Below are 26,002 nucleotides of genomic sequence, written 5' to 3'. Positions count from 1 at the left end.
TGTTCTTATCTTAAACTGTATGATTTCTTGGTGGTTTTTTACCCCAGTATTGATATAAATCAGTACGGATTGAACCATTATAAAGCTTACGTTTCTTTGTTGCAGGTTTACCATATAGTTGTTCAAATTGTTCATTTGAGGTTAAGATATAAATTGACCAAGTATCGTATTTGCTAAACACTTGTCCCATTTCTCGATACATTGCTTCTACCGCATTTTTTTCGCCAATTCTTTCTCCATATGGAGGATTTCCAACAATAACTCCATATTCCTTTGTCGTCGTAAAATCCTTAACCTGCATCTGCTTAAATTGAACAAGATCTCCAAAACCCGCTTCAAAGGCATTTTCCTGTGCAATTTTAACCATTCGATGATCAATATCCGAGCCCGTAATATCAAGCGGCTGATCATATTTTGCCAGATCTTCTGCTTCAGTTCTAGCATCATCCCATATTTTTGAAGGGAGCCATTTCCACTCTTCTGAAACAAAATCACGATTAAAGCCTGGCGCGATATTCTGGCCAATTAATGCGGCCTCAATCGGTATTGTGCCGGAACCGCAGAAAGGATCGTAAAATGGTTTGTCTGGATGCCAATTTGTCAACATGATAAGAGCTGCAGCCATCGTTTCTTTTAAAGGTGCTTCTCCCTGTTCAGCCCGGTATCCCCGTTTATGAAGTCCCTGGCCGCTCGCATCAATTGTGATTGTTGCTGTATCTTTTAATAAGGCAACTTCAATGCGGTATAATGCGCCAGTTTCATCAAACCATGTATTCCGTTTATAGTGTTTTTTTAAACGTTCAACAACAGCCTTTTTGACAATCGCCTGACAATCTGAAACACTGAACAGCTTAGACTTATGCGACCTTCCGATTACTGGAAATTCAGCATCTTCAGAAAGAAACTCCTCCCATGGCAAAGCTTTCGTCCGTTCAAACAATTCATCAAAGGTATATGCCTTAAATTCTCCAACTATTATCTTAATCCGGTCAGCCGTTCTTAGCCACAGATTACTACGTGCTATTGCACTCTCATCCCCTGTGAATATAACCTTACCATTTTCAACCTGACAATCGTATCCAAGTGCCCGAACCTCTTTTGCCACTAAAGCTTCAAGACCCATTGCTGCTGTTGCAATTATCTGATATGTACCCATAATTTCACCCTTATTTATCTCTATAATTTATACTTTGTTAAATTTTCTATAACATTATTGGCTAAAAACCCTGAATTCAACCGAAAAACAATGTGTTAGTGCAAATCCGCTAAATTTAGACAGCAAACTTACTATGTACTTAAATTATATGTTGTCTAAATTGAACCATTTCGACAAACAAAAAGCCCTCCCAATTTGGAGGGCTGTGTTTGCATGAATATTTTCATTATAACGTTCTGTAAGCCATGTTCTGTTCCTCTGTACTGCAAACGACATATGTCACGTACAAAGGCGGTAATCATCTATCTACAGATTAATCATCTGTCCTTCCCGTCGTTCATTTCCTAAGGGAAGATGCCCCTACCATAATTTGGGTTTCTCGCTTGCGGGGTTTACCCGTTCCACTCTTTCCATTTCTAGAAAGACTACGTCACTGTGGCACTTTTATAGGTACTCATACCATATCCAAAAGGACGCAGGTATTTTCCCAGCCGTCAACTGGCAGCCGCCAGCTGCCCTGGCTTATGAATTCACCAGGCACGAACACTACGAGCATCTCAGCATCGTGCGAGCATGGACTTTCCTCAACAATTTGCAAAAGCTTTTTGCAGCGATTACCCGAACGTTATGAATGATTACTTACATAGTATATGTATTTCATGCTGTTAATTCAATGGTTATTATTAGGTAATTCCTGTTAATCATACAGTTTGTTGCCAAATACATGTTTCTCAAGGTTGGACAACCGCTTAAGAATATCAAAATTTGTTGTTCCTGCAGGCTGTGCAACCGGCTGTCTTTTTGATGTTTCTTCAAGCTGTTTTCGCAGCCTAAGATTTTCTTGCTGCAAATCTTCAATTTCCTGATGCATAGTCCCATAATCTTTAATAATCAAATCTAAAAATTTATCTACTTCTTCTTGTTTATAACCGCGGACACCTGTTTTAAATTCTTTTTCCAAAATATCCTTAGCTGTTAATTTCACTTTATCTGACAGCATTCAAATCACCTCAAGTTGGCCCATCATTACATACTATTTTTTCAAAAATATACGATTTTGTCAATTTTCATGTAGAGATAGTACACGACTCCTACACCATTATATTGCGAAAAATGGAGGCTATGCCTTAATAATCCATATGTTTCATTTGTTCTTCCTCAACAATCATTTGTAAATCATAAAACGAAATAAGTTCAATTGGATAATTATGATCCTGTTGATATTTTACAGCCAATTCATAAATATACTTTGGACTTCCTTCTTTCTCTTGATCATAAAGGAGCAGCAGTCCATCGCTTTTTTCGAGAAAAAATTGATTTTTTAAGCGGAATTGCCATGGTTTTTCATATCCTTTTCTAGTCACAGAATCCACGAAATCGGCCTGCATCAGGATAAATTCATACCACTCCTTATTATTTTCATTCCATGAAGCTTCCTGTTCAAGAAAAGGTGTAATCACTGCAAGCTTTAATTCAGGAAATTCCTCCTGCAGTTCAAAAACAACTTCAGCAGTCCAAAGTTCCACACCGAGCTGACCGCTGATTAAGATCCACTCCAGTCCCTCTTCAGCCTTAGGCAGTATAGATTTTTTAATAGCTGCCTTGATAAATTCAGCCGATGGATGATCCTTTTTAAAAATCCCTAACTCAAATGGTTTATAACCGGAAACAGCCAAAACTTTAATGTGAAATTTCTCCTTTAGCAAAAAAATTTTATAATTAGGACAAACATTTTAATACAACCAGCATACCATAATAGTAAGAAAAAGAAATAAAAAACAAGGGCTAAAAGCCCCTGTAAAGTATCTTAATAGATTTAAGGTCTAGGTCCCATATATGGTCCTGCCCCAAAACCAGGACCTCCCGGGCCAAAACCAGGACCGCCCATTCCATAACCAGGACCGCCCATTCCATAACCAGGCATAGCATTAGGCATAGCATTAGGTGCCGCCATGCCGCCAGTTGCACATGGGTTACAGCAGTTTACATGCTGATTACATACATCTTCACAGCAAGATGATGTGTGCGGACAATAATGTTTATGCTCAAACATATGGTGGTTTACTGTTGTGGTGTGAACCGGATGAATATGAGGCACCACCGTTTTTGAGAAAGTATGATTCACATAATTTGTTGTTGGATGAATAACCGGCGGCGTAACATTAGCTCCAAGAAACATAATTTATTCTCCCTTCATTTCATATTGTATTTACATTACTAGCCTATGAATGAAGGAGTACTCTTGTACTAATGAAAACACCTATTTTTTCCGGCCATTTCTAAAATGGATATAGCCCAAATTGTAATGCCGGCAAAATGGATTTCTGATTCTTTAAAAAAATGAATAAAAACTGTCTTTCAAACTAGTAAAAACTACTGCAGTTAAGCAAACTACAAGGAAAAATAAAAATAATATTGCTTTATACATAATGACCAGCTCCATATAATTCTAAAGGGTTGTTTTTTACTCAACAATTTTAAATTGTACCCTGTTAACAAGAGATAAACAATATGGAATTTGGTGTTTTTGTAATAAATTTGTGAAACTTTTGTTACATTCAATAAAAAAGCGCAATAAATGGTATTACGACAAGTTTTTATATGAAATTTCCTGAATTTCTTGGGGCTTTTTCATTTTTTTCTCCAGACGGAGGCGCCTCTTATAAAGCCTTTCTTCTGTCAATTCATCCGGCAATTTTTGATCCGTCATTGCCCCAGACAGGGAGATTGCTTTTTCACAAAAGAAAAATGCCTGTTGTAAATCTTTTAATCTATGTTCATAAATTTTGGCAAGTTCAACACTTGCTTTCAAACACAATAGCATATCCATTGAATCCGCCGCATCCAAAAATAAAGTCTTCGCCTTTTCCCAGTTATGGTTTTTTTTTGCTTGAAACCCCAATTCCAATGCTGCTCGAAAAAATGCTGCATCTTTATTATCTTTTAGTTTTGATAATGTCTTTTCTGCTTCTTCTTTCTCACCCAATGATGCAAACCATCTTCCAACCTCGTACGTCTCCATTCTGGTTTGCCCAGGATCTATACCGCAAATTTGAAAAGTTAAATGTGTGTATAACGTTACAAGTGACAGGATATCAATTTCATTATGTTTTAAGATTCCAATCATACCGTCCGGCTGTTTACTATCAATAAAATCAAAATAAATCATAGGGGCCAAAAAGCCCGGAATGTCATCCTCTCTCTTGACTCCTAAAACTTCATTTTCAACCACTGACAATTTTAAACGCTCTAATTTATGTTTCCACAGCCTTTTAGCTGCATGCAATAAATCAAAATGGCCAAATGCCGGAAGTTTAGGTACATGATCCCGTACCAAGGTATGTCTCGTTTTCACCTGCGGCCAATCAAAGGATTTTCCATTATAGGTAACAAGAGTTTTATAATTTACATTTTCTAAAAAACTTTGATACAAAGGAACCTCTGCCCCAGGGTTGGGAAGAATATGCTGACGTACCAAAAGGTGATTTTCCATTATACTGGCATATCCAAGTAGAAAAATAGTATTGCCAACACCGCCGCCAAGTCCAGTCGTTTCGGTATCAAAGAAAAATAATTCCTCTGGAGCAAACCCCCGGGCAGACAAAGGGTGGCTTACATCCTGTTTATTCCAAATATCCACCGCAGTCAAAAAATCTTGAAAACGGTAATATCCGTGTTTTTGTGAGAGAGGGTATTTTACTTCCCTAATCAAACAATAATTATGATCGAAAAAATAGGGGAAAACATCTGCCTCTTCCCATCGTTCTCGAAATGGAACTTCAATGTCCGGTGATTCTTTTGAAATGATGCTTTTATCCGATTGGTTCCCCACCGACAAATGTGGTCTCAAGCGGTTTAATTTATTTTTTAAGGACATGTCCTCACTTCCTTACCGATTTCGGATGCCGAAAGAAAAGAATCAATGATTTTTAATGTATCTTTTTTAGCCGTTTCGCTGATTGCTTCTGTACCTAAACAGGAAGGGCATCCTGATTCACATTGACAATGGAGAATCAGTTTTTTGGCTTCCTGGAACACATGAAACATATCACTATATATTTTTTCACTTAACCCTACACCGCCTGGATAACGATCGTAAAAGAAGATGGTTGGTTTTTCATTATGATCAGCCTTGACTTGTGGAATAACATGAATGTCTTGTGGATCGGCCATTACAAATAATGGGGCTATATGATTTAAGGCATGTGCAGCTCCAACTAACCCTTGTTCCAATCGTTCCTGCCCCATTTCAGCTAAAGGCTTTTGTAAAGAAATCCATGCGGCATTTGTATGCAGTTCTTCCTCTGGAAGATGGATTGGCCCGGATCCGATATTTTCATGGGTTTCAAACTTTATTTTTTTAAAGATGGTTGCCATTGCCCTTACACTGACATCTCCAAAACCAATTTCGGCATCCGAAAATGACTGCAGCTTATCTTCTTCCAAAACCTTTAATTGTACAGCTAAATTAGCATCAGTATAATAGTCCGCATCCACTTCACGGACAAATGCCTTTTTTTCTTCCCAGTCAAGCTTTTCTACTTGGAACTGTCTTCCCTGATGCAAATAAATGGCTTCATCATGAAGGAGTGTCATAGCTGAAAACCGATCCATTTCACCGATGACTTTTACATTTGCTGTATCAGATTGATCAATAATAACAACATTTTCTTGTGATGCAGACCTTAGACTAATATTGTGGGCAGGGAAAGAATCATTCATCCAATACCATTTATCACCATTGCGATATAAGACCCGTTCCTCTGTCAAATATTCCAGCAATTCTTCAGTGCCTGCACAGCCGAATTCTTCCCCTGATTTGAAAGGAAGCTCATAAGCGGCGCATTTCATATGGTCGATTAAAATAATGAGATTATCAGGATTAATCCTTGCTGTCTCTGGACTTTTTGTAAAGAAGTAGTCCGGGTTCTGAATGATATATTGGTCAAGGGGGCTTGAACTCGCCACCATTATAACCAAAGCCTCTCCATGTCGTCTGCCCGCTCTGCCAGCCTGCTGCCATGCACTTGAAATAGTTCCTGGATATCCAGTCATAATACAGACTTGCAGCTGTCCAATGTCAACACCAAGCTCAAGAGCATTTGTACTGACAACCCCATAAATTTCCCCTGACCGAAGTCCCTTCTCAATTTTTCTCCGTTCAGCCGGCAGGTATCCGCCGCGGTATCCCATGATGGTCTTTGGTCCCAGCTGATGTTTCACCAGTTCCTGTAAATATGTCAGTATAATTTCAACCCGCACTCTGCTTCTGGCAAACACAATGGTCTGGATTTTATTTTTCAAAAGCTCTCCAGCAATTTTACGCACCTCAAGTGTCGCACTTCTTCTTATATTTAACGGTTTATTGACAATCGGCGGATTATAAAAAACAAAATGCTTCCTGCCGCTGGGTGCACCATTATTATCAATTAATACCATCTTTTCTTCTGTCAGCGCCTCAGCTAATTCCAAAGGGTTGGCTATGGTAGCAGAAGTACAAATAAAAACAGGATGGCTCCCATAGTAGCGGCAAATCCGTTTTAATCTTCTGATGACATTTGCTACGTGACTTCCAAAAACACCACGATATGTATGCAATTCATCAATTACAACAAATTTAAGGTTTTCAAATAATGAGACCCATTTTGTGTGATGTGGCAGAATGGCAGAATGAAGCATATCTGGATTGGTAATTACCACATGTCCTGCTTTTCTTACCCGCTGACGGATATTTGCAGGTGTATCCCCATCATATGTGTAACTATTGATGTCAACCCCTGCCGCTTGAATTACTTCATTGATTTCACTTTTTTGATCTTGAGCTAGTGCTTTTGTCGGAAACATATATAGTGCTCGTGCATTTGAATTCGTAAGAATTGTTTGTAATACAGGGAGATTATAACATAACGTTTTGCCTGAGGCAGTTGGTGTAACCGCGACAAAGCTTCCGCCTGCACTGACTTCTTCATAAGCTGACTTTTGATGGGTATACAGCTTATCAATCCCTTTTGAATGAAGGGCCTGTACTAACGCTGGATGGAGGTCCTCAGGCAATGGAACAGTCTGCGCCTGTTTTTCAGGAATAGTATGCCATGTAACAATATTTTCTTTAAAATCATCATTTATTTTTAAGTCTGTAAGGATTTCAGACAAACTTTTCTTCAACTTCAAACGACTCACCTCATTACTTCTATTTTAGCGAATAAACGTTCGTTGTTAAAGTGAAAAATCATATTTTACGTTTATGAATGACATGGTACTTTTTTCTACCCATGTTTTTGTTAATCCAGAAGAAAAAGTTTTTATTTGAAAATTAAACTATTGGAACATTATTTGTTAAAATAGAGATAATTGATTTTATGATGAAGGTGATTGAATGAAAGTAGAAGAAATAAAAAAACTTCTTTCCGGGTTCACACTATTCCGCGATTTAAATGATTATGAACTAACAAAAATTACCGACATTGCTATCGTTAGGGATTGGAAAAAGCACAGCCACGTTTTCCTTCAAGGTGACCCGCTTGAGAATGTTTATTTTATATTCGATGGGAAAATTAAAATTTATAAAAGTGATGTCAGCGGTAAAGAACAAATCGTTGCCATCATGAAAAAAGGTGATATGTTTCCTCACGTCGGTTTCTTCAGAAAAGGTGATTATCCAGCTTATTCTGAAGTTCTGGAACCATCAACCCTTATTGCTATTCCTATTTCTAAATTTGAACACGTCTTAATTGAAAACCCTGAGCTCAGTATTAAAGTCTTTAAAGTATTAGGTGAAAAGATTGTCGATTTGCAAAACAGGCTGGAAGAGCAAATTCTCAATAATACCTATGAACAAATTGTAAAATTGTTAATTCGTCTGGCCAAAAGTCATGGTAAGAAACAAGACGATGGTACGATTCTGTTAAAATCGGAATTTACAAATAAGGACCTTGCTAACATGATCGGCACAACTAGAGAAACTATCAGCAGAACGCTCACCAAAATGAAAAAAGATGATTTAATTGAAGTGGATGAAGATGGAAATATGATCATTGATATTGAAATTCTGATGGAAGAAATTCATCTAATTTAAAAATGATTCTCAGTACCTAGATTAAGCAATCCTTTTCCATTCTGCCCTCTCACTCGAATTTTGGCACATACCTAATTTGTCATGCATATGATATCGTGTGAAAAATGCGAAAGAGAGGGGATTTAGATGTCTTCTAATCTTCCAAGTGATAAGAATAACTCCAAAAAGCCTGCCGATTCATTTGGCGAATTAAGAAAAGCAATGAATGAGTTATTTAACGACAAGCCAATTAGAGGATTTTTACAGTCAATTGATGATTTTTTCAAAACGCCTTTTCCATTTGAGAGTGGATTTCATTTGGAAACAACAGAAACAGAAAATGAATATATTGTGACTGCAGAACTTCCAGGTATAAAGCGTGAACAAATTAACTTAAATATTACTGGAAATTACTTAACCATTTCTGTAGAGAATAATGAGCTGGAGACAGCTGAGGATAACATTAACCATGTATACAGTCGAAAATTTGTCCGTCAAGCCTCTTCCAGAACCGTCTCTCTCCCCCATGCAATCAATGAGAAAATGATTAAAGCATCGTACCGTGATGGTTTGTTACAGGTTCGCATTCCCCGTGAAAAAGGAAAAATCATTGAAATAGATTAATTAATAGAAAAACGCAGGCACAGGGGCATCCCCCGCTTGCAAATGTTCTTATCCTCTCATAATGATAAAAAGACGGCTTCAGGAGCCGTCTTTTTATGCTTTAAATATACCGCCAATTCCTTTAACAAGCGATGAGACCTGTGTTACTGCATTCATCATTTGGCCTGCTGTATTCATCATTTTATTAAAGTCAACTGAACCATCCTGTGATTTAAATGAATTCATGATTGACTGCACTCCGCTTGGCTGCTTCGGAATAAAACTTTGTTTAGGATAAGGGTTCATAATTGGGTGCCCATTCATTGGCATATATGGTTTAGGCATCATTTCTTCTTTTGGCTGCAAAGGATTTTGGAATAAAAATTGAGAGTCCTTTTGTGAATAATATTGATTAGGAATTGACATATTTGGATGTACAGGTGTGGCCTGATAAGTATTTCCATATGGCTGATAGCCTTGTGGATAATAAAGGTTTTGCTGTTGATATGGATTCCATTCCCGGTTTTGCATAGGTGAAGGCATTGAAAAGGGCTTATTCTGATAAAAGGGCTGCTGATTCTGCTGCCGGCCAAATGGGCCCTGGTACATCATTTGCCGCTGGAACCCATTATTAACATTTTTGATTGCTTTCTTTTTAGCAAACATGGGCAAACATCTCCTCCGCATTTATCACTATTACACTTTATGACGGACAAAAATGAATGGTGAATTCATCAAATTAGAAATATATATGTCAAAATTACAATGATTTTGTCTAAAGTTTAAATTTTTTAAAAACTAAGAAACCGCTTTATTTCATGGTACGATAAATAAAAGGATGAAGGAGGAAACATAATGATAATTCACGAATTAAAAGAAAAATTTAGTCAAACTAGAAATTTCAGCACTGATGACGTTAATGCATTAATGGATTTTGCAAAAAAAAGTTATATTCATAATGAAATCAGCATTAAAGAATATCGCTTGCTAGTTCGTGAACTTGAAGGTCAAGGGGCTGTACTGCCTGATATAGATCTTGAAAACTCCCTCATCGAAAACAGAAATTAAAAAAATGAAAAAGATGCTGTTAATCATCTCAGGCTGTCGAAAAACTTTCGATGGTCTTTTGTTTTATACGGGTTCTTTAATAATTCACCGCGTTAATTTATATAATAATATTAATACCTAGGATGAGATTATCCTTTTAGCCATGATTCATAAGATGGTCGGCGGACGTGTTTTATTTACGGCTGCAACACACTTAAAAGCAAACGCAAATATAACAAGTTGACAAAACAAGAAGTGGAAGTTGATACTCGAGAATATTTTGATGACTTAAACAAGGCAATAAAAGAGGACAGAATGAAACACGGAAAACAGCAAAAAAAATAGTAAGGTTAAATCTTTATCAAAATCAGGTAAACTGCTTTATAAATTTAGAATGGGAAAAGTTGAGCGAAGCTTTGCAGAATCAAATGTACTGCATGGTTGGATACTGCTGGTTACGGGGATTGAAGAAAGCAAGTGAACAGTCCCCTCTTACCGCAGCCTGCCAACATCTAAAAAAGATTGCAACACATTAGCTGGGTTGAAAAGGTGTGTTGCAATCTTTAGATTGATTCGCACCTGTTGATTGGTGCGGAGTGTACTCGACTCTTGCAGGATTGGGAGGTCACTGGAGGCCCCCGCAAGCACCCAAAGTGCCGAGGAAGCTGAGACCTCTCCCCGTGGAAAGCGAATGCCCAGAGCGAAAATCATCAGGCTGGGCTGCAGGGACAAATTTTTTAATAAATATCGGTATTATGTTCAGATAAGATGAAAAATTGCCGAGAACTATACCCTTTCCCGAAAATCTGAGTTGCTGTTAAGCATCTTTTTTCATTTCTATTAATACGTCTTCCAGGAAAAACTCAACGGTCCTCTGCGAATTTAAAAATCTGGACTTACTGGTTTCAGGAAAAAAACATTGAATGGCTAAATTTTTTATGTGTTCAGCCGTTGTCTCCACCTGTTTTAGATGAATGTGTTTTGGATCATTTTTACCAAGCCACTTTTCCATGGATATTTTCCATTCATTATTTAATGCTTCTACTTCATCCACAAAAGGCTTAATTGTATGATAAAAATCCTGTTTTATACCATTTTCACGAACCTCGTTATAATGGTACAAAAATAAGTTATTATAGTGTAACAGTTTTTCCGTTAATTCAATGGTTTTCATGTCCATTTTCTAAAACCCCTAGTCCTTTATTACCTTTAGCTTACTATTACTTAAAAGCTAATTTCAAGTTTTGGATTCTTTGGGAAGTGTTATAGACAAGCTCTTCTTCTGGGGAAAGATGATTTAATTGAGCAAATTTGTGTTCCATGACGGATAGTCTAATTGCTGTATTGGATAATCTTTCCCGTTCATTACCTCTTAATTTATTTCGATGATTGGAGAAAGAACTTTCCAGAACCGACTCTAACTCTTCTAATTGGCCTTGAATCTCCTCCAGCATGGATAGAACCTTTACCTTTTCAGTTGATGAATCAGTCATTTATTATCCTCCTCATGGTTTCTTAATCACTTATATTCTCTTTGAAGGATTCTGCTTCCTTCCTGCTTGACAAAACTAGAAGCTATTCGTCAAAGAAAGTGTCAATCCATCATGCTGCTTTTTTATTTTCGACAAAATCCTGAATCCGCATGAAAAAATTGAAAAAGCACAAGCTAAATATTGGAGGTGTTTCATAATGGCCAAAAAGAAAAACGAAAATAAAAAACAAACTATGCAGGCTGAAACTGAAAAAAGAGCCGGATATGGTGACAAAAAACTTGAAGGACCAGACAGACCTTCTACCTAAAATGTTTTCTTTTAAGCAAGGGGAATCCCCCTTGCTTTTTCTATTTTTAGTTTTTTAAGTTTAAAACCTTATAAAGTGAAAGCATAAGTTCCAGTTGATTCGTTTTCGTGAAATACCAATCTGTTAGATGTATTGGATGTTTATGTCTTGAAGGAACATAAAGCCAATCAGGAGAAATGATACGATTACAGCTCCAGTCCTCGTATGAAAAATGGTTATGACGGATAATCGGAAAACTGGTTCGGAGCATAGGAGTTTTCCTCCCTGTTTGCTGTTTAAAATATTGCTCGTAATCATATCTTGAACCTGTATGGGGTGTTTTCTCGGCGAATTCATAAAAATGAGGAAACAACCTTTTTGTAAACAAAATATTGGCTAATCTTTTTCCAAGATCAATCCGCTTTGAAAGGTGCCGAAAACCATTTACACTCGCACCATATACTTCCCCTCCACACGTTGGAAATAAAACACTGCTAAAATGCAGCCAATCTTGAAAATTAAATAAAAGTGTTCGAAAAACTCTTTTCTTATAAATTGGATGTTCAATTACCGGTGTTTGAATAAGATTCTGTTCGTTAATAATTAAGGCGGTTGTCAACCGTTGTTTATCTTTCTTTTTCCAAAACCTTATCCATTCTTTTTGAATAAATAATGATACATTAAAATAAGGAAGTAAGTGAAACAAAGGCTGGTTGAATTTCGTCGAATATTGGTAGAGCAGCAGTTGTGGAAAAGCATCATGGAAAATGAGCCAATTGGCTCTCTCATAGGTCAAAAAAAGCTGTTTCCTGGTTTGAGGCGGTATAAGCTCTGTAAATATATGCCCGGCTAAATCACACATGTTCCAGCCACCATTTCGGGAAACCATATGGGCAAGAAAAGACCAAAGAATATCTGGATTTCTTTTAAAATAAGAAAGATAAGCATTCGTACGAGATATATTATCCATATTTTTCTTGTCTGTCTCTGCTTGTATTTGACGAACTAGGTGCTGTTCCTGTATTGTAAGAAGATTCATATAGGCTTACTTCCCTTTATTATTTTCCATAGTTTTTTAGTTACATAGGAAAATTTTTTAAAAATTACGGTCTGTTGTACCCTGAATGTTTTGTATGAAAAAAGATTCATGAAAAAACGGGACAATGACGATACAATTATTATTAGATTTATACTGGACATGCTATTTTATGCATCCGATTTGTCCCAAGATTTGATATGATAAGGTAAGTTTAAAGGGTGTGAAACATGGAAATTAATTATCCAAACGGCAAAAAATATGAACGCAAATTGCTCCCCAAAAATGAAGCCGTTAAAAAGACAAAAAATGAATCATATGGAAACCGCGGGATGACACTAGAGGAATATTTGAATGAAACAAATCAATATTACCGCGATCGAAAAATCGCCGTTGTTCACAAAAAACCGACCCCAGTTCAAATCGTTCAGGTTGATTATCCGAAACGAAGTGCTGCTGTCATAAAAGAGGCGTATTTTAAAATTGCGTCAACTACAGATTATAATGGGGTATATAAAGGAAAGTATATTGATTTTGAAGCAAAGGAAACGAAAAGCCCTGCCTCTTTTCCCTTGAAAAATTTCCATCAGCATCAAATTTCCCATATGAAAGAAGTGATGGATCAGGGAGGTATTTGCTTTGTTATTTTGATGTTTACAAAATATGATCACATCTATTTTCTTAGTGCCCAGCATTTGCTGATATTTTGGGATAGAATGGTGAATGGGGGCAGAAAGTCCATTACTAAAGAAGAAATCGAGCAAAATGGCCATTTCATTCCGCTTGGATTTCAACCTAGAATCGACTATATTAAAATATTAGATGCACTCAACCTATGTTAAAAGCCCAGTTGAAAGGTTAGAAAGGAAGGAAAAGCAAAATGGCTGAACAATATCAATCAAGGGAAGAGCGGCGAAAAAAACTCCAGGGAAAAACAAAACAAAAGCCTCAAAAAAAATCACGAGGACTATTTAAGAAAATCTTGCTGTCTCTCGTTATTCTTGGAATTGTTTGTATTATTGCTGGAGTAGGAACCTTCGCTTATTTAGTAAAGGATACACCTCCTCTTGATCCCAAATTATTAAAAGATCCAATCCCTTCAAAAATATTAGATAAGAACGGAGAACTTGTAACAGAGGTAGGAGCCGTTAACAGGGAATATGTAAATTATAAAGATATACCAAAAGTAGTTGAAAATGCCATTTTAGCCACTGAAGATTATCGTTTTTATAAACATCATGGAATTGATCCTATCCGACTCGGCGGCGCGGTCTTAGCCAATTTTCAACATGGGTTCGGTGCGGAAGGCGGGAGTACGATTACCCAGCAGGTAGTCAAGAACTCATTTTTAACCCATGAAAAAACATTAAAGCGTAAGGTACAGGAAGCTTGGCTTGCTTATCAGCTTGAACAGAAATATACAAAACATCAAATTTTTGAAATGTATGTTAATAAAGTATTTGTATCAGAAAATAGTCATGGTATTGCAACAGCAGCTAAAATTTATTATGGAAAAACATTAAAGGAATTAACCTTGGCTGAAGCAGCCCAAATTGCCGGGATGCCGCAAAGTCCAAACAATTACAACCCTTTTACACATCCTGATTTAGCTGAAAAAAGGCGAAACATTGTTCTAAGCTTAATGCATCAGCATGGATTCATAACAAAAAAACAAATGGATGATGCAATGAAAACAGCTGTAAAAGATACAGTTCTGAAACCTGAAAAACGAAAAGTAAAGGATAAACCTTTCGACTCCTTCGTTGATGCCGTTATAGATGAAGTAGACCAAAATACGGACTTTGATATTTTCACAGACGGTTTAACGATTTATACGACATTAGATCAGAATGCCCAAACACATGTAGAAGAAATTTTAAATTCAAAAGAAATGCCGTATCCGGACGAAAACTTCCAAGCCGGAATTGCACTTCTTGATACAAAGACTGGTGAAATTCGGGCAATTGGCGGCGGCAGAAATCAAACGGTAAAACGCGGATTTAATTACGCCATTGATACACAGAGGCAGCCAGGTTCTACAATAAAACCTGTACTGGATTACGGGCCTGCAATTGAATATTTAAATTGGGGCACATACCAAATGATTGAGGATAAACCAATAACCTATTCAACAGGGAAAAAATTTGGAAACTGGGACCAATCTTATAAAGGTGCGATGACAATCAGGACAGCACTGCAGTTATCAAGGAATAGTCCTGCTGTCCAAACCTTACAAGAGGTAGGACTTGATAAGGCGAAGGATTTTGCTATTGGCATTGGCATCCCGCTAAAAGAGATTTTTGAGTCTTATGCAATTGGCGGATTTGGAGGTAAAACCATCGGGGTTTCCCCTCTTGAAATGGCTGGTGCATATAGTGCTTTTGGAAACAATGGCATCTATACAAAACCACATGCTGTAAATAAAATTAAGCTCCGGGATGGAACAATGATCAGCACCGCACCGGAACCAAAGGTAGCGATGAAGGACTCTACGGCGTTCATGATTACGGATATGCTAAAAAGTGTCCTGGAATATCCTGGTACTGGTGTTAGAGCAAAAGTTCCTGGTCTCCCAATTGCCGGTAAAACAGGGACAACAAACTATACAGACGACGAAATAAAAAAATGGAATATCCCTAACAGTAAAGCCGTACCAGATTCCTGGTTTACAGGTTATACGACCAATTATACAGCTTCAATCTGGACAGGCTATAAAGACCGCAGTACTCCAATTACGGCGGAAGGCAGCAACCAAAGAATTGCACAGTTAATTTTTAAAGATTTAATGGCTTATGTTTCTAAGGACATGGATACACCTGACTTTACAATGCCCAGCAGTGTTCAAAAGGTTCGAATTGAGAGAGGTTCAATGCCTCCGGTTCTTGCAAGTCAGTATACTCCTAGCAGCCAAGTATCGATTGAGTATGCTGTTAAAGGACATGCACCTAAAACTGTCTCTAAGAAATATTATAAATTAGCTGCTCCATCTAATTTTAATGCAAAGCTGGATGAGACCAATGAAAAAATCACTTTAACGTGGGATTACAAAAATTCCAGCGGACCTGTTACATTTGATGTATCAGATGGTACGAAACATTATTCCGTTAATGATAAAACATTAACAATTCCTGCTGTGCCGGGAACAAAATACAACTTTACTATAACAGCTATCCAAGACAGCAAAAAGAGTGATCCGGTTACTACATCTCTTGAAGTCCCGCTTCAGGAAAATCCAAATGTACCTGGAACTGAGAATGGGAATGAAAATGGTCAGGGTAATGGCAGTGATCAAGATCAAGGCAATGGCAATGGTCAAAGTAATGACAAAGGCCAAAATGATGGCAGCGGCCAAAGTAATGACAAAGGCCAAGGCAATGGAAGCGGTCAAGGTAATGGCACGGGGCAAGGCAATGTTAACGGCCAGGATCAGAACCCTGATCAGGGTCAGGGCAATAATCAAAGTACAGACCAAAGTCCAACTGAACCCCCTGTGAATCAACAAGATTCAAGCTCAAGCGGAACATAAAAAGAATCGTCTAGCTTTTATAGCTGGACGATTTTTTTTTAATCTCTTTTTTAGCTGATAATTTTTCTAACTCAACCATTAGTTCTGACAGCTGACGGTAAGAATGATAAAGCTTAGGTCTGGAAATAATAAAACCAAGTCTTTCCTCAAGATTAACCGGTTTAAAACTCATATTTTGATAGGGTATTTCCTGCCCTTCCTGAAATACCATTTCATTAACTGAAGATAAAAATTGAATAAACAAGGATATTCCCTGTTTCATTAGAATTTCTGTATTTTCTTGATCCCGTTTACGAAAGAAATACTCAAGCTGTGTTTTGATGCTGTTCCATTTTTCAAGTATGCTGTTGCTTGTCATCTCATTATTCATTGACTGCAGCCGCCTTTGATTTCATTCTTTTTTTACCTTCCCGGCACAACTCTAATAATGGACAGCTTGGACAATGGGGATTTTGGGCTTTACAATGGTATCTCCCGAAAAAAATTAATCGATGATGGGAAACAGACCATTCTTCTTTGGGGATTTTTTTCATTAATGTCTTCTCTACTTCAAGAACAGAATCTTTCCAGCGGCAAATCCCTAAACGTTTACTTACTCGTTCTACATGTGTATCTACTGCAATTGCTGGTATATTAAAAGCGACTGATACAACCACATTCGCCGTTTTCCGCCCGACACCCGGAAGCTTTGTCAGTTCATCCCGATCCTCCGGCAGCTCTCCCCCATAGTTTTCCAAAACCATTCTGCAAAGGCTTTGAATATTTTTTGCCTTATTACGATAAAGTCCAATGGAACGAATATCATTTTGCAATTCTTCAAGCGGGACACTTAAATAATCTTCCGGTGTTTTATATTTCTTAAACAGTTCCTTTGTGACCTTATTAACCAATGCGTCTGTACATTGAGCGGAAAGAGATACAGCAATTACCAATTCAAATGGATTTGAATGATTTAATTCACAATGAGCGTCAGGAAACATTTCACCAATTTTATCAAGACAATAACGTATTTGACTATTATTCAGCAACAAAGTTCACCTCCGTCAATTCTCCAGCCAATTATAAAAAGGAACTGAAGGATTATGAGTTTCTTCCCTGAGATTATGTTTTTGCATTTGCTTTTGGCGAAATTTTTGACCTTGATTTTTTGCTTGTTCAATTGTTTTTATTCCGTTTTTCTTCCACTCAAATAGAATTCTGTCAATATAACGAAAATTCATTTTTCCGGACATTACAGCTTCTCTCAAAGCCGCTTTAATAATAACAGGATCATGGTGATCATCGTCCATCCACATGGCAAGTGATTCACATTCAAATGGGGACAACGGGCGGCCGAATTCCTTTTCAAAGCAAGTATATAGATCCGTTTCATCTGTTTTTTTCGTATTTTCTCGAGTACTATTTTGATGAATCATTAAAAATTGATCAATTAGTCTTTCCCATAATGGTTTAATGGAGTATTTTTCAAAGCGGATTCCCTCATTAGAAGTATGGTCAATAATCTCAAGAAAGCCTCTTTGCAGCAGGCTTCTAAGCGTTGCATTACACTCTGCAGTTGTAATGGTCATTCTTTCTGATAGTTCTTCCGGGGTCGGAAAATAGTTTCCTTTTTCTAAGAAGGTTAAAATATTTAATAAAAGAACAAGTTCCGTTTCATTTAAATTAAGATTACGATATTCAGAAAATAACAAACTAGGGATGGTAATATTACCTTCCTCAAGCCATGCTAATACATTTGATTTCATCTTTGGACACCTCTTAAACAGTATAACATGAACGATTATTCCCAGTAAGACATTAAGGCATCCAGCTTTGGAAAAGGAATGCAAAAAGTCTGCTATCCGCAGACTTTTCGCTAAAAATTTTTATACATTTGACTTTGATTCAACAAATTCCTTCATTCTGGAAACTGCCTTTTCTAACTGGTCTAGTGATGTAGCATAAGATAGACGGATATTATTTGGAGCTCCAAAGCCTGATCCTGGAATAACGGCCACTTTTGCATCTTCTAATAAAGCAGAAGCAAAATCATCGACAGTATTAAAACCAGTCATTTTAGCAGCATCCTTTACGTTTGGGAATAAATAAAATGCTCCTTGTGGTTTTACGCATGTGAACCCAGGAATGGAGATTAATTTATCAAAAATAATTTCCAATCTTTCTTCAAACGCCTTTCGCATTACCTCTACCGGCTCTTGTGGCCCATTATAAGCTGCTATTGCAGCATATTGGGCAGTTGTCGTTGGATTAGAGGTACTATGGCTGGCCAAATTGGTCATTGCCTTAATTATCTTTTCGTTTCCGGCAGCATAGCCAATTCTCCATCCTGTCATTGAATGGGACTTAGAAACACCGTTTACAATAATTGTTTGCTCATTTAATTCAGGTGAAAGCTGGGCAATTGAAACATGCTTAGCACCGCCATAGATAAGCTTTTCATAAATTTCATCGGATACAATAAGAACATCTTTTTCTAAGCAAACTTTTCCTAATTTCTCAAGTTCCTCCTGGGTGTATAAAATACCAGTTGGATTGCTAGGTGAATTGATTATGACTGCCTTTGTTTTGTCAGAAATGGCTTCGGCCAGTTGTTCAGGAGTAATTTTAAATTGATTTTGCTCTTGGCCTTCAATATGAATAGGCACACCACCAGCCAGTTTAACTTGCTCTGGGTAACTTACCCAATATGGAGTAGGAATAATTACCTCATCCCCATCATTAAGAAGCACTTGAAATAAAGTATATAGAATATGCTTTGCACCATTACCAACGATTATTTGACCAGGTGTATATGTCAAATGTTGATCAGCTTCAAATTTCTTAATGATCGCTTCCTTTAAAGCTGGTAAACCAGCTGAAGGGGTATATTTGGTATAACCTTCATTCATTGATTTAGCCGCTGCATCCAAGATATGCTGTGGTGTGTTAAAGTCTGGCTCGCCTGCCCCTAAACCAATTACATCTTCCCCTTTTGCCTTTAATTCTTTTGCCTTAGCAGTAATTGCTAAAGTTGTTGACGGTGTCAGTGACAACACCCTGTTAGCTAATTCCAACACCATTCCTAGTTCCTCCATTCTCCATCAAAGCTATAGATTTTCAATTTTTTTCAGCCAATCCCCTGTTTCAAAATCAATATAGTAATAATTCATTAGGTTATTTTCAGAACGGTAATAAATTTCCCATAAAGGAATATTTTTCTCCATTCCTAGGCGTACTGAAATAATTTTTTTGGGACTTTTTTCTTTTAACAGTTTGTTGACAGCATCCTCTTTTGTAAGTCCATCTTTGGCTTTTCTTACAATTACTTTTTTACTTTTGTTAGGAATCCAAACAATTACTTTTTGTCCCCGCTTATTTTTTCCTTCAATCACATTTACCTGTTCTTGTCCATTATAAATGTGGAAATCATCGATCTCTTTTACTTTATCTGCTGCCTGTTTAAGCGCTTTTGCTTCGGCAGCCTTAACGGGCTGCATGGAGCTAAAGTATATCTTTATGGCAGTCCCAACAATAATAACAGCTAATATGATTGAGATTGAAAGAATCCATTTTTTCAATTTTATCACTTCTTTAATTTACTTCATTATTATAACAGGTTATCACAAAAATGCGTTAAATCAAGTATGTTTTGGATGAATTTTTTTGATGGATTCAAGTGATTATTCTTCAGCAGCTGGAATTGTAATAACCTCATATTTTGTTTCCGTAAATTTAATTGTTATCGTGCCATGCTTTTTAGTGTAATAAATTTCTGACCATGTTTCATGTAAATCCTCTAGTACAGCTGAATTGGGCTGATGTTGTTCAGCAATAGAAAATAATACAGCAATTTCAGGATTAAGAAATTGGATTAAAGATCCGGATAATACGTCGTCAGTTGTATAATTTGGAAGTTTAAATACATTTACATTTTCCAAGTTCTTTTTTAATAAAACCTTTTCAGCACTTTGACTGGTGGAAGACATGAAAAAAATACTATGGTCAAAAAACTGCAGCTTAAAGTCCATACCTTCTTGCTTTTGATTTCCAGCATATTGAACTATGGCTGTTGCATTTGGAATGATTTCTTCCTTTGTGCCTTCCTTCCAATCTGTAACAACCATCTTCACCGGAAGCAGCTCACTTTGAAGCTGCTCTTTTATTTTTGCAGTAGTGATAATTTCCTTAATGTTATATTTCGAAACAAGTCTATTGATTTGATTAATATCAGCTAATTCTTTTGTCAAAATTAAAGATTTCACCTTTTTTACATGATAAATTCCAAGCCATTCCTCAAGTTCTGCTTCCGTATCTTTACCACCGGTATTAACCAATATGTTTTCGTCATTAGGACCTTGAATAAGTGTTGCTTCACCTTCAGAAAGTCCTAAAAAGGTTACAGCCATTTCATGATCCTTGATATTTAAATGAATTTTTTCAACCTGACTTAAAACAGGCGGTGCTGCATTCACAATTAATGAAAATGTAAAAAACAGGTTCAATAGAATAAAAATTATTCTCAAATTGACACCTCCTATATACTTCTAGGGTGTACAATTTTTCCAATTTTATCCCGCATTTACGTCAGCAATCCCCCGCACATTGAAGTTATACATAATCCTTTCTTACACCCAGGTTTTAATGATATTGACTAATTCATCAATTGGACCCTTTTGTACTGAAACAGGTGGAATGGATGCCAAAAAGCTGGATCCATATTTAGTAGTTATTATTCTTTTGTCCAAAACGACAACGATTCCTTTGTCTCTCTCTGTTCGTATTAACCTGCCAAAACCTTGTTTAAAGCGAAGAACGGCTTCAGGCAGTGAATATTCGGTGAAAGGATTGCCGCCCCTCATCGAAATCAATTTACTTTTTGCCTCCGTTAGAGGCTCATCTGGAGGACTAAATGGAAGTCTTACGATACAAAGAATTGACAGATCCTCTCCTGGAATATCTACGCCTTCCCAAAAACTGCTGGTTCCAAGAAGAATTGCTTTTTCATAGCGTTTAAAGTTTCTTGTCAGCCTTGCCGGGCTTCCGCTGGAAATGCCTTGGGCCATGATGACATAATCATGTAAAAAGCCGCTTTCTTTAATCAGTTCGTACGTTTTTTTTAGCATATCGTAGGCGGTAAAAAGAAGAAGCATCCTTCCTTTTGCAGCTTCAGCAAGCGAGATAATATGTTCCGTTAAGGTAATCACAAATTCATCCAAAGGGACAGCATTAATTTCTGGCATATCTTTAGGAATCAAAAGTTTTACCTGATTTTTATAATCAAAAGGCGATGTAATCATCAATTGCTCAGTTGTTTCAGAGTTAAGACCCAGTTCCTTTAATATGTAACCGAATGATTGATTTACCGTTAACGACGCAGACGTTATGACCACTGATTTTTTAATCGAAAAAAATAATTCCTTTAATTTATCAGCAACCACCAATGGCCGAGTAACAAAAGTAGTAACATTTTGAGGTGAGCGCAGATCAATTTCAATCCATTTTACATCATTTGAGTCCTTTATAAAACAATCTATCACGGTCTTCCTAAGTTCTTCCAATTCACTTAAAAACAAGTGAATTTCTTCTAATTTGTTTTCTTGAATAGTAGACAATGATTTTTTTTCATTTGTAATCCAGTCAAGCCGTTCCTTTATAGCTGTCTGTATGTCCTTTAACAAGAAGGAAATTCTCTCCGCACTAATAAATAATGCTCTTCCTTCTTTTCCCCCAGCCGACTTGGAAAATCGAACCTTAGCACGATAATATCGTTCTGCAGCACCCAGGTTTCTTTTCGCAAATAAAACAACCAGCTTAAAAAATTCATCTATTTCATAGGTTAAATCCAAGATTAATTGATTAAGCTTAATTGAATCAAAAGGTCCATTCATTCGGTCAGAAATGGTTTTGATGACTTCTTCAAGTTCATAAAAAAGATGCGGCTGATCCACTAATCCAAATTTCCCCATTAGCAGACGAATAGCAAAATAATCTAAAGAAGCACCAAAAAATTGTGAAGCGGTTTTCTCAAAATGATGGCCCTCATCTAGAATAACAAAATTATATTCTGGCAAAACCGAACCGTTTTCTTTTAAATCTGTCAGCAATAAAGGATGATTAGTAATAATAATATCAGCATTTTCTGCCTTTTTTTTCGCTTTAAGGTAAAAATCCTTTTCAAGCCAATCATGTTTCTTTGAAAATACCGCAGGGCCGCTTCGGATTTTTTCCCAAAAAATAAGCCCTCCGCTCGATAAATTCAATTCGTCTTTCTCACCGGTTTCAGTTTCAGTAAGCCATACAAGAATTTGCATTTTTGTCAAAGTCGTATCATAATTATCTTCCTCATCGAAAAGTGTCTGATAAAATTTTTCAAGATCTATATAGTGGCTTCTGCCTTTTAATAGGACAGCATCAACGTTAAAGGGCAGAAGTTTAGCCAATAAAGGGATTTCTTTTTTTAAGAGCTGCTCCTGGAGCTGGATGGTATATGTACTGATGACAATTGGTTTCTTGTGTTCCTGCCTTGAAAAATAAGCAGCTGGAAACAAATATCCAAGTGATTTACCAACACCTGTCCCAGCTTCAATCAAGACGTGTTTTTCCCTTTGAAAGGCATGAAAAACCGTATCCATCATCTTTAATTGACCAGTCCGGTTCTCAAACAACTCATATCCCTTTTTTAAAATGTTCACTTTGTCCTGATTATTTTTTGGATAAAAATAATTTTCATCTTCCAAACTCTCAACATTATGAGAAAGAGACTTTTTTAGTGCGAGATTATTAAATATTTCAATGCCCTTCGATAGCTTTTGCCCTTGTTCATCCAATGTTTCCAGCATTTCATCCAGCAGCTGATGGAGATCACTTTTTAAACCTCCTGAAAGGGGGAAAAGCTGCTCAAGCGTAATACGGGGCAGAGAGCTCAATCGTTTTAAAAAAATTAGTAAAAGCTCTGCAGTTACCTCAGCATCACTGTCAGCCTGATGTGGACGATCATGCTGCAGGTTTTCTTTTTCGGCTAAGTCAGAAAGCTTATACCCATCAGCTGTCGGGTATAAAATTCTCGCCAGCTCGACAGTATCCAGTACAGAACCATAAAATCCTTCATAACCTGCTTGAAGTAATTCCTCTTGAATAAAGGATAAATCAAATAATACATTATGAGCGACAAAATAGGCACTCTCCAGCAATGATTCTACTTTTGAAGCGATTTCTGAAAATAAAGGTGCATTCTTCACCATTTCATCATTGATACCAGTTAATTCTTCAATAAACATTGGAATCGGCTTTTGGGGGTTAATCAATGACGAAAATTGTTCCGTAATCATTCCATCTTCAACTACTACTGCTGCAAATTGAATAATTTTATCACCTTTTTTTGGTATGTTTCCGGTAGTTTCTAAATCTATGACAACAAATTTATTTAACATTTTAATTACACCCCAAACCTTCGTTCCTTAAACGGTACCATAAAAATGATAAAAAGAAAATCCCCGTTAAAACGGGGATTTTTACATAATTGTATGTGCTGGTTCAGCGTAAATAAGCTCCTTGATATGGTTATTTTCATCCAAAATCGCCACTTTAGGCTTATGTGCCGCCGCCTTTTCCTCAGGCACCAACACGTAAGAAATAATAATTACAATATCTCCCGGCTGGACAAGCCGGGCTGCAGCGCCATTTAAACATACAACCCCGCTTCCTCTTTCCCCTGGAATGATGTATGTCTCAAGTCGTGCTCCATTATTGTTATTAACAATTTGTACCTTTTCATTCGCCATCATTCCAGCAGCATCTAAAAGATCTTGATCAATAGTTATACTGCCTACATAGTTTAGATTAGCTTCCGTGACTGTAGCGCGATGGATTTTGCCATTCATCATGGTGCGAAACATTTCAATGTTTCCTCCCCTGTCTAGTCGATTTCTATCATTAAATTATCGATTAATCGAGCATGTGTAAATTTAACTGCTAGTGCAATAATAATCCTGCCGGCCAAAAAATTTAACGGCTTAAGTTCAGGGTATGAGTAAACTTCAACATAGTCTATTTTCCCGCTTGTCTCAGTTTGAATGATCCTTGTGACCTCTTCAACAATTCTTGGCGGATTTTTTTCCCCTTGTTCAATTAAAGATTTTGCGGCTTTCAGGCTTTTATACAAGGCAGGTGCCTGCCTTCTTTCTTCTGGCAGGAGATTAACATTTCGTGAACTTCTAGCCAGCCCGTCAGTTTCACGAACAGTGTCCACCACAACTAAAGTGATTGGAAAATTAAAATCAGCAATTAATCCTTCTATTACTGCCGCCTGCTGAGCATCCTTCCTGCCAAAATAAGCTCGTGTCGGCATCACAATATTAAATAATTTTGTAATGACAGTTGCTACACCGTCAAAATGTCCAGGGCGTAATTTTCCACATAATACTTCAGTCCGCTCTTGTACAATTGCTCTAACCGTTAATTTGTTTGGGTACATTTCATCAACCGATGGATAAAAGATGTAGTCTACATGTTCAGATTCTGCCAAAGCACGGTCCCGTTCGAAATCCCGCGGATATGAAGCTAAATCCTCCTCTGGTCCAAACTGTATTGGATTAACAAAAATACTTAGTACTACAAGATCATTTTCCTTTCCAGCCTGTTTTAGCAGAGTTAAATGGCCTTCATGGAGGTATCCCATTGTCGGGACATAACCAACGGTCTGCCCGCATTTCTTTTGTAAAGCGATTTCTTCCTGCATTTCCTTGATTGTTGTTACAACTTTCATCGTAAACCTCCATAAAGAGCCTTTAATTCTTGTTCTTTCATTGTAAAAGAATGCTTTTCTTCAGGAAATTGTTTATTTCTTACATCAGCTGCATAGGCTTGGATTGATTCAACCATAAATGGTTGGACAGAATGGTATTGTTTAACAAACTTAGGTACCCTGTCAACCCCGTAACCCAAAATATCATGATAAACAAGAACCTGTCCATCAACATCAATTCCTGCCCCGATTCCAATTACCGGAATGGAAAGTAATTTAGCCGCTTCACCTGCCAGCTGTTTTGGGACACATTCCAAAACAATAGCGAACGCCCCTGCTGCCTCACATTTTTTAGCGTCTTCTAAAAGTTTCTTGGCAGCGCCGGCATCCTTTCCCTGTACCTTGTATCCACCTAGTACACCCACTGATTGCGGTGTTAAACCTAAATGAGAACAAACTGGAATTCCTGCTTTCGTAAGAGCAGAAATTTTCTCAATGACCTCATCTGCTCCTTCTAATTTTACGGCATTTGCGTTTGTTTCCTGAATTAGTCTTCCAGCATTGAGTAAAGTGTCTTTTACTGATAAATGATAGGAAAGAAACGGCATATCAACAACTATAAATGTGTTTTTTGCTCCTCGTTTGACTGCTTTTGCATGATGAATCATGTCTTCCATTGTGACTGAAACTGTGGAATCATAACCTAAAACGACCATGCCAAGTGAATCCCCAACTAAAATAAGATCCACTCCGCCTTGTTCAGCTTGTTTTGCTGATGGATAATCGTAAGCTGTCAGCATAACGATTTTTTCACCAGCTTCTTTCATTTTTAAAAAATCTGTCGTTTGCTTCATCATATTCCCTCCTTTTTAATGGGAGAGGTGACAAAACAGTTTGAAGAGCAAATTAGAAAAGCGTAAGCCCTCAGTCAGCCCCAGCCAGTACAATACATACAAGCTTTTATTTTGGACGGCTTGTCTTGTGGCATCAAGGGGCTGGGCTGCTTCCGCTAGATAATAAAAAAATCCTTCTGAAGGCAGAAGGATTCCGTACTCTTTTGCTTGTTCCATCCCTCTGTC

General features: G+C 37.3%; 26 protein-coding genes, 1 other RNA gene and 1 pseudogene. 6 read left to right on the top strand and 22 right to left on the bottom strand.

From position 1 onward, the window contains the following. Nucleotides 1-10 precede the first annotated feature (10 nt). The 7 genes from M3183_RS01895 to M3183_RS01865 all read right to left on the bottom strand — a co-directional run bounded on the left by M3183_RS01895 (nt 11) and on the right by M3183_RS01865 (nt 7,327). Complete coding sequence (locus M3183_RS01895; RefSeq protein WP_251465932.1) at nt 11-1,156, bottom strand: THUMP domain-containing class I SAM-dependent RNA methyltransferase; 1,146 nt, start codon at nt 1,154-1,156, stop codon at nt 11-13. Between the two features lie 234 nt (nt 1,157-1,390). Further along, nucleotides 1,391-1,782: RNase P RNA component class B (gene rnpB, locus M3183_RS01890), an RNA gene on the bottom strand. Between the two features lie 71 nt (nt 1,783-1,853). Continuing rightward, nucleotides 1,854-2,156 (bottom strand): cell division regulator GpsB, encoded by a 303-nt coding sequence (gpsB, locus tag M3183_RS01885; protein WP_251465931.1) that lies wholly within the window; start codon nt 2,154-2,156, stop codon nt 1,854-1,856. A gap of 127 nt (nt 2,157-2,283) precedes the next feature. Beyond that, a complete protein-coding gene (locus tag M3183_RS01880) occupies nt 2,284-2,841 on the bottom strand; it encodes an SLOG family protein (RefSeq protein ID WP_251466265.1) in 558 nt (185 codons plus the stop codon). Between the two features lie 131 nt (nt 2,842-2,972). Then, a complete protein-coding gene (locus M3183_RS01875) occupies nt 2,973-3,335 on the bottom strand; it encodes a CotD family spore coat protein (protein ID WP_251465926.1) in 363 nt (120 codons plus the stop codon). Nucleotides 3,336-3,740: 405 nt separating this feature from the next. After that, on the bottom strand, nt 3,741-5,033 hold the full coding sequence (locus M3183_RS01870) for a ribonuclease H-like domain-containing protein (RefSeq protein ID WP_251465925.1): 1,293 nt from the start codon (nt 5,031-5,033) through the stop codon (nt 3,741-3,743). Then, complete coding sequence (locus M3183_RS01865) at nt 5,024-7,327, bottom strand: DEAD/DEAH box helicase (RefSeq protein ID WP_251465923.1); 2,304 nt, start codon at nt 7,325-7,327, stop codon at nt 5,024-5,026. The genes M3183_RS01870 and M3183_RS01865 overlap by 10 nt, the downstream gene beginning before the upstream one ends. 205 nt (nt 7,328-7,532) lie before the next feature. On the opposite strand from M3183_RS01865, the gene M3183_RS01860 reads away from it, so the two are divergent. Continuing rightward, nucleotides 7,533-8,231, top strand: a complete 699-nt coding sequence (locus M3183_RS01860; protein WP_251465922.1) for a Crp/Fnr family transcriptional regulator — start codon at nt 7,533-7,535, stop codon at nt 8,229-8,231. 126 nt (nt 8,232-8,357) lie between these two features. Then, on the top strand, nt 8,358-8,834 hold the full coding sequence (locus M3183_RS01855; protein ID WP_251465920.1) for an Hsp20/alpha crystallin family protein: 477 nt from the start codon (nt 8,358-8,360) through the stop codon (nt 8,832-8,834). 93 nt (nt 8,835-8,927) lie between these two features. Here M3183_RS01855 and M3183_RS01850 read toward each other — a convergent pair whose 3' ends face one another. Next, entirely contained in the window at nt 8,928-9,479 is a 552-nt protein-coding gene (locus tag M3183_RS01850; RefSeq protein WP_251465918.1) for a YppG family protein, read from the bottom strand. Between the two features lie 189 nt (nt 9,480-9,668). Between M3183_RS01850 and yppF the strand changes: the two genes are divergently transcribed. Both yppF and M3183_RS27405 read left to right on the top strand, forming a co-directional pair. Then, nucleotides 9,669-9,881, top strand: coding sequence for a YppF family protein (yppF, locus tag M3183_RS01845; protein ID WP_251465917.1), 213 nt, complete (start codon nt 9,669-9,671; stop codon nt 9,879-9,881). 121 nt (nt 9,882-10,002) lie between these two features. After that, nucleotides 10,003-10,193, top strand: a pseudogene (locus tag M3183_RS27405) (IS5/IS1182 family transposase); the annotation flags it as partial. Nucleotides 10,194-10,677: 484 nt separating this feature from the next. On the opposite strand, the gene M3183_RS01840 reads toward M3183_RS27405, so the two are convergent. The 3 genes from M3183_RS01840 to M3183_RS01830 form a co-directional block, all read right to left on the bottom strand. Continuing rightward, a complete protein-coding gene (locus M3183_RS01840) occupies nt 10,678-11,040 on the bottom strand; it encodes a DUF1798 family protein (RefSeq protein ID WP_251465915.1) in 363 nt (120 codons plus the stop codon). Nucleotides 11,041-11,080: 40 nt separating this feature from the next. Then, a complete protein-coding gene (locus M3183_RS01835) occupies nt 11,081-11,353 on the bottom strand; it encodes a hypothetical protein (RefSeq protein WP_251465913.1) in 273 nt (90 codons plus the stop codon). A 353-nt stretch (nt 11,354-11,706) separates the two neighbouring features. Continuing rightward, nucleotides 11,707-12,678, bottom strand: a complete 972-nt coding sequence (locus M3183_RS01830) for a DUF2515 domain-containing protein (protein ID WP_251465912.1) — start codon at nt 12,676-12,678, stop codon at nt 11,707-11,709. Nucleotides 12,679-12,905: 227 nt separating this feature from the next. On the opposite strand from M3183_RS01830, the gene recU reads away from it, so the two are divergent. Together recU and M3183_RS01820 are read left to right on the top strand one after the other, a co-directional pair. After that, a complete protein-coding gene (gene recU / locus M3183_RS01825; RefSeq protein WP_251465910.1) occupies nt 12,906-13,517 on the top strand; it encodes a Holliday junction resolvase RecU in 612 nt (203 codons plus the stop codon). A 38-nt stretch (nt 13,518-13,555) separates the two neighbouring features. Further along, complete coding sequence (locus M3183_RS01820; protein WP_251465908.1) at nt 13,556-16,201, top strand: transglycosylase domain-containing protein; 2,646 nt, start codon at nt 13,556-13,558, stop codon at nt 16,199-16,201. A 10-nt stretch (nt 16,202-16,211) separates the two neighbouring features. Here the strand turns inward: M3183_RS01820 and M3183_RS01815 are convergent, their stop codons facing one another. The 11 genes from M3183_RS01815 to M3183_RS01765 form a co-directional block, all read right to left on the bottom strand. Beyond that, nucleotides 16,212-16,571 (bottom strand): YpoC family protein, encoded by a 360-nt coding sequence (locus M3183_RS01815; protein WP_251465906.1) that lies wholly within the window; start codon nt 16,569-16,571, stop codon nt 16,212-16,214. Then, the gene (nth, locus tag M3183_RS01810) at nt 16,564-17,229 is read right to left on the bottom strand and encodes an endonuclease III (RefSeq protein WP_251465904.1); all 666 of its coding nucleotides are present in this window, start codon (nt 17,227-17,229) and stop codon (nt 16,564-16,566) included. The genes M3183_RS01815 and nth overlap by 8 nt, the downstream gene beginning before the upstream one ends. Before the next feature lie 15 nt (nt 17,230-17,244). Next, nucleotides 17,245-17,946: a DnaD domain-containing protein gene (locus tag M3183_RS01805; RefSeq protein WP_251465902.1), complete on the bottom strand. Its 702-nt coding sequence runs from the start codon at nt 17,944-17,946 to the stop codon at nt 17,245-17,247. A gap of 120 nt (nt 17,947-18,066) precedes the next feature. Next, nucleotides 18,067-19,254 (bottom strand): pyridoxal phosphate-dependent aminotransferase, encoded by a 1,188-nt coding sequence (locus M3183_RS01800; protein ID WP_251466263.1) that lies wholly within the window; start codon nt 19,252-19,254, stop codon nt 18,067-18,069. A 33-nt stretch (nt 19,255-19,287) separates the two neighbouring features. Beyond that, a complete protein-coding gene (locus M3183_RS01795) occupies nt 19,288-19,767 on the bottom strand; it encodes a cell wall elongation regulator TseB-like domain-containing protein (protein WP_311315339.1) in 480 nt (159 codons plus the stop codon). Nucleotides 19,768-19,860: 93 nt separating this feature from the next. Then, on the bottom strand, nt 19,861-20,703 hold the full coding sequence (locus M3183_RS01790) for a ComEC/Rec2 family competence protein (protein WP_251465897.1): 843 nt from the start codon (nt 20,701-20,703) through the stop codon (nt 19,861-19,863). Between the two features lie 102 nt (nt 20,704-20,805). Next, entirely contained in the window at nt 20,806-23,610 is a 2,805-nt protein-coding gene (gene dinG, locus M3183_RS01785; protein ID WP_251465895.1) for an ATP-dependent DNA helicase DinG, read from the bottom strand. Nucleotides 23,611-23,691: 81 nt separating this feature from the next. Continuing rightward, entirely contained in the window at nt 23,692-24,075 is a 384-nt protein-coding gene (panD, locus tag M3183_RS01780) for an aspartate 1-decarboxylase (protein ID WP_251465894.1), read from the bottom strand. 20 nt (nt 24,076-24,095) lie between these two features. Then, nucleotides 24,096-24,944, bottom strand: a complete 849-nt coding sequence (panC, locus tag M3183_RS01775; protein ID WP_251465893.1) for a pantoate--beta-alanine ligase — start codon at nt 24,942-24,944, stop codon at nt 24,096-24,098. Beyond that, nucleotides 24,941-25,777, bottom strand: a complete 837-nt coding sequence (gene panB / locus M3183_RS01770) for a 3-methyl-2-oxobutanoate hydroxymethyltransferase (RefSeq protein ID WP_251465890.1) — start codon at nt 25,775-25,777, stop codon at nt 24,941-24,943. The genes panC and panB overlap by 4 nt, the downstream gene beginning before the upstream one ends. Before the next feature lie 15 nt (nt 25,778-25,792). Further along, nucleotides 25,793-25,993, bottom strand: a complete 201-nt coding sequence (locus tag M3183_RS01765; RefSeq protein ID WP_251465888.1) for a hypothetical protein — start codon at nt 25,991-25,993, stop codon at nt 25,793-25,795. Between the last annotated feature and the right edge of the window lie 9 nt (nt 25,994-26,002).

The organism is Neobacillus mesonae (genome assembly GCF_023715155.1).
Lineage (GTDB): Bacteria > Bacillota > Bacilli > Bacillales > Cytobacillaceae > Neobacillus > Neobacillus mesonae_A.
The sequence above is the reverse complement of the archived record's forward strand: the minus strand, read 5'-3'. Positions and strand labels throughout refer to the sequence as shown.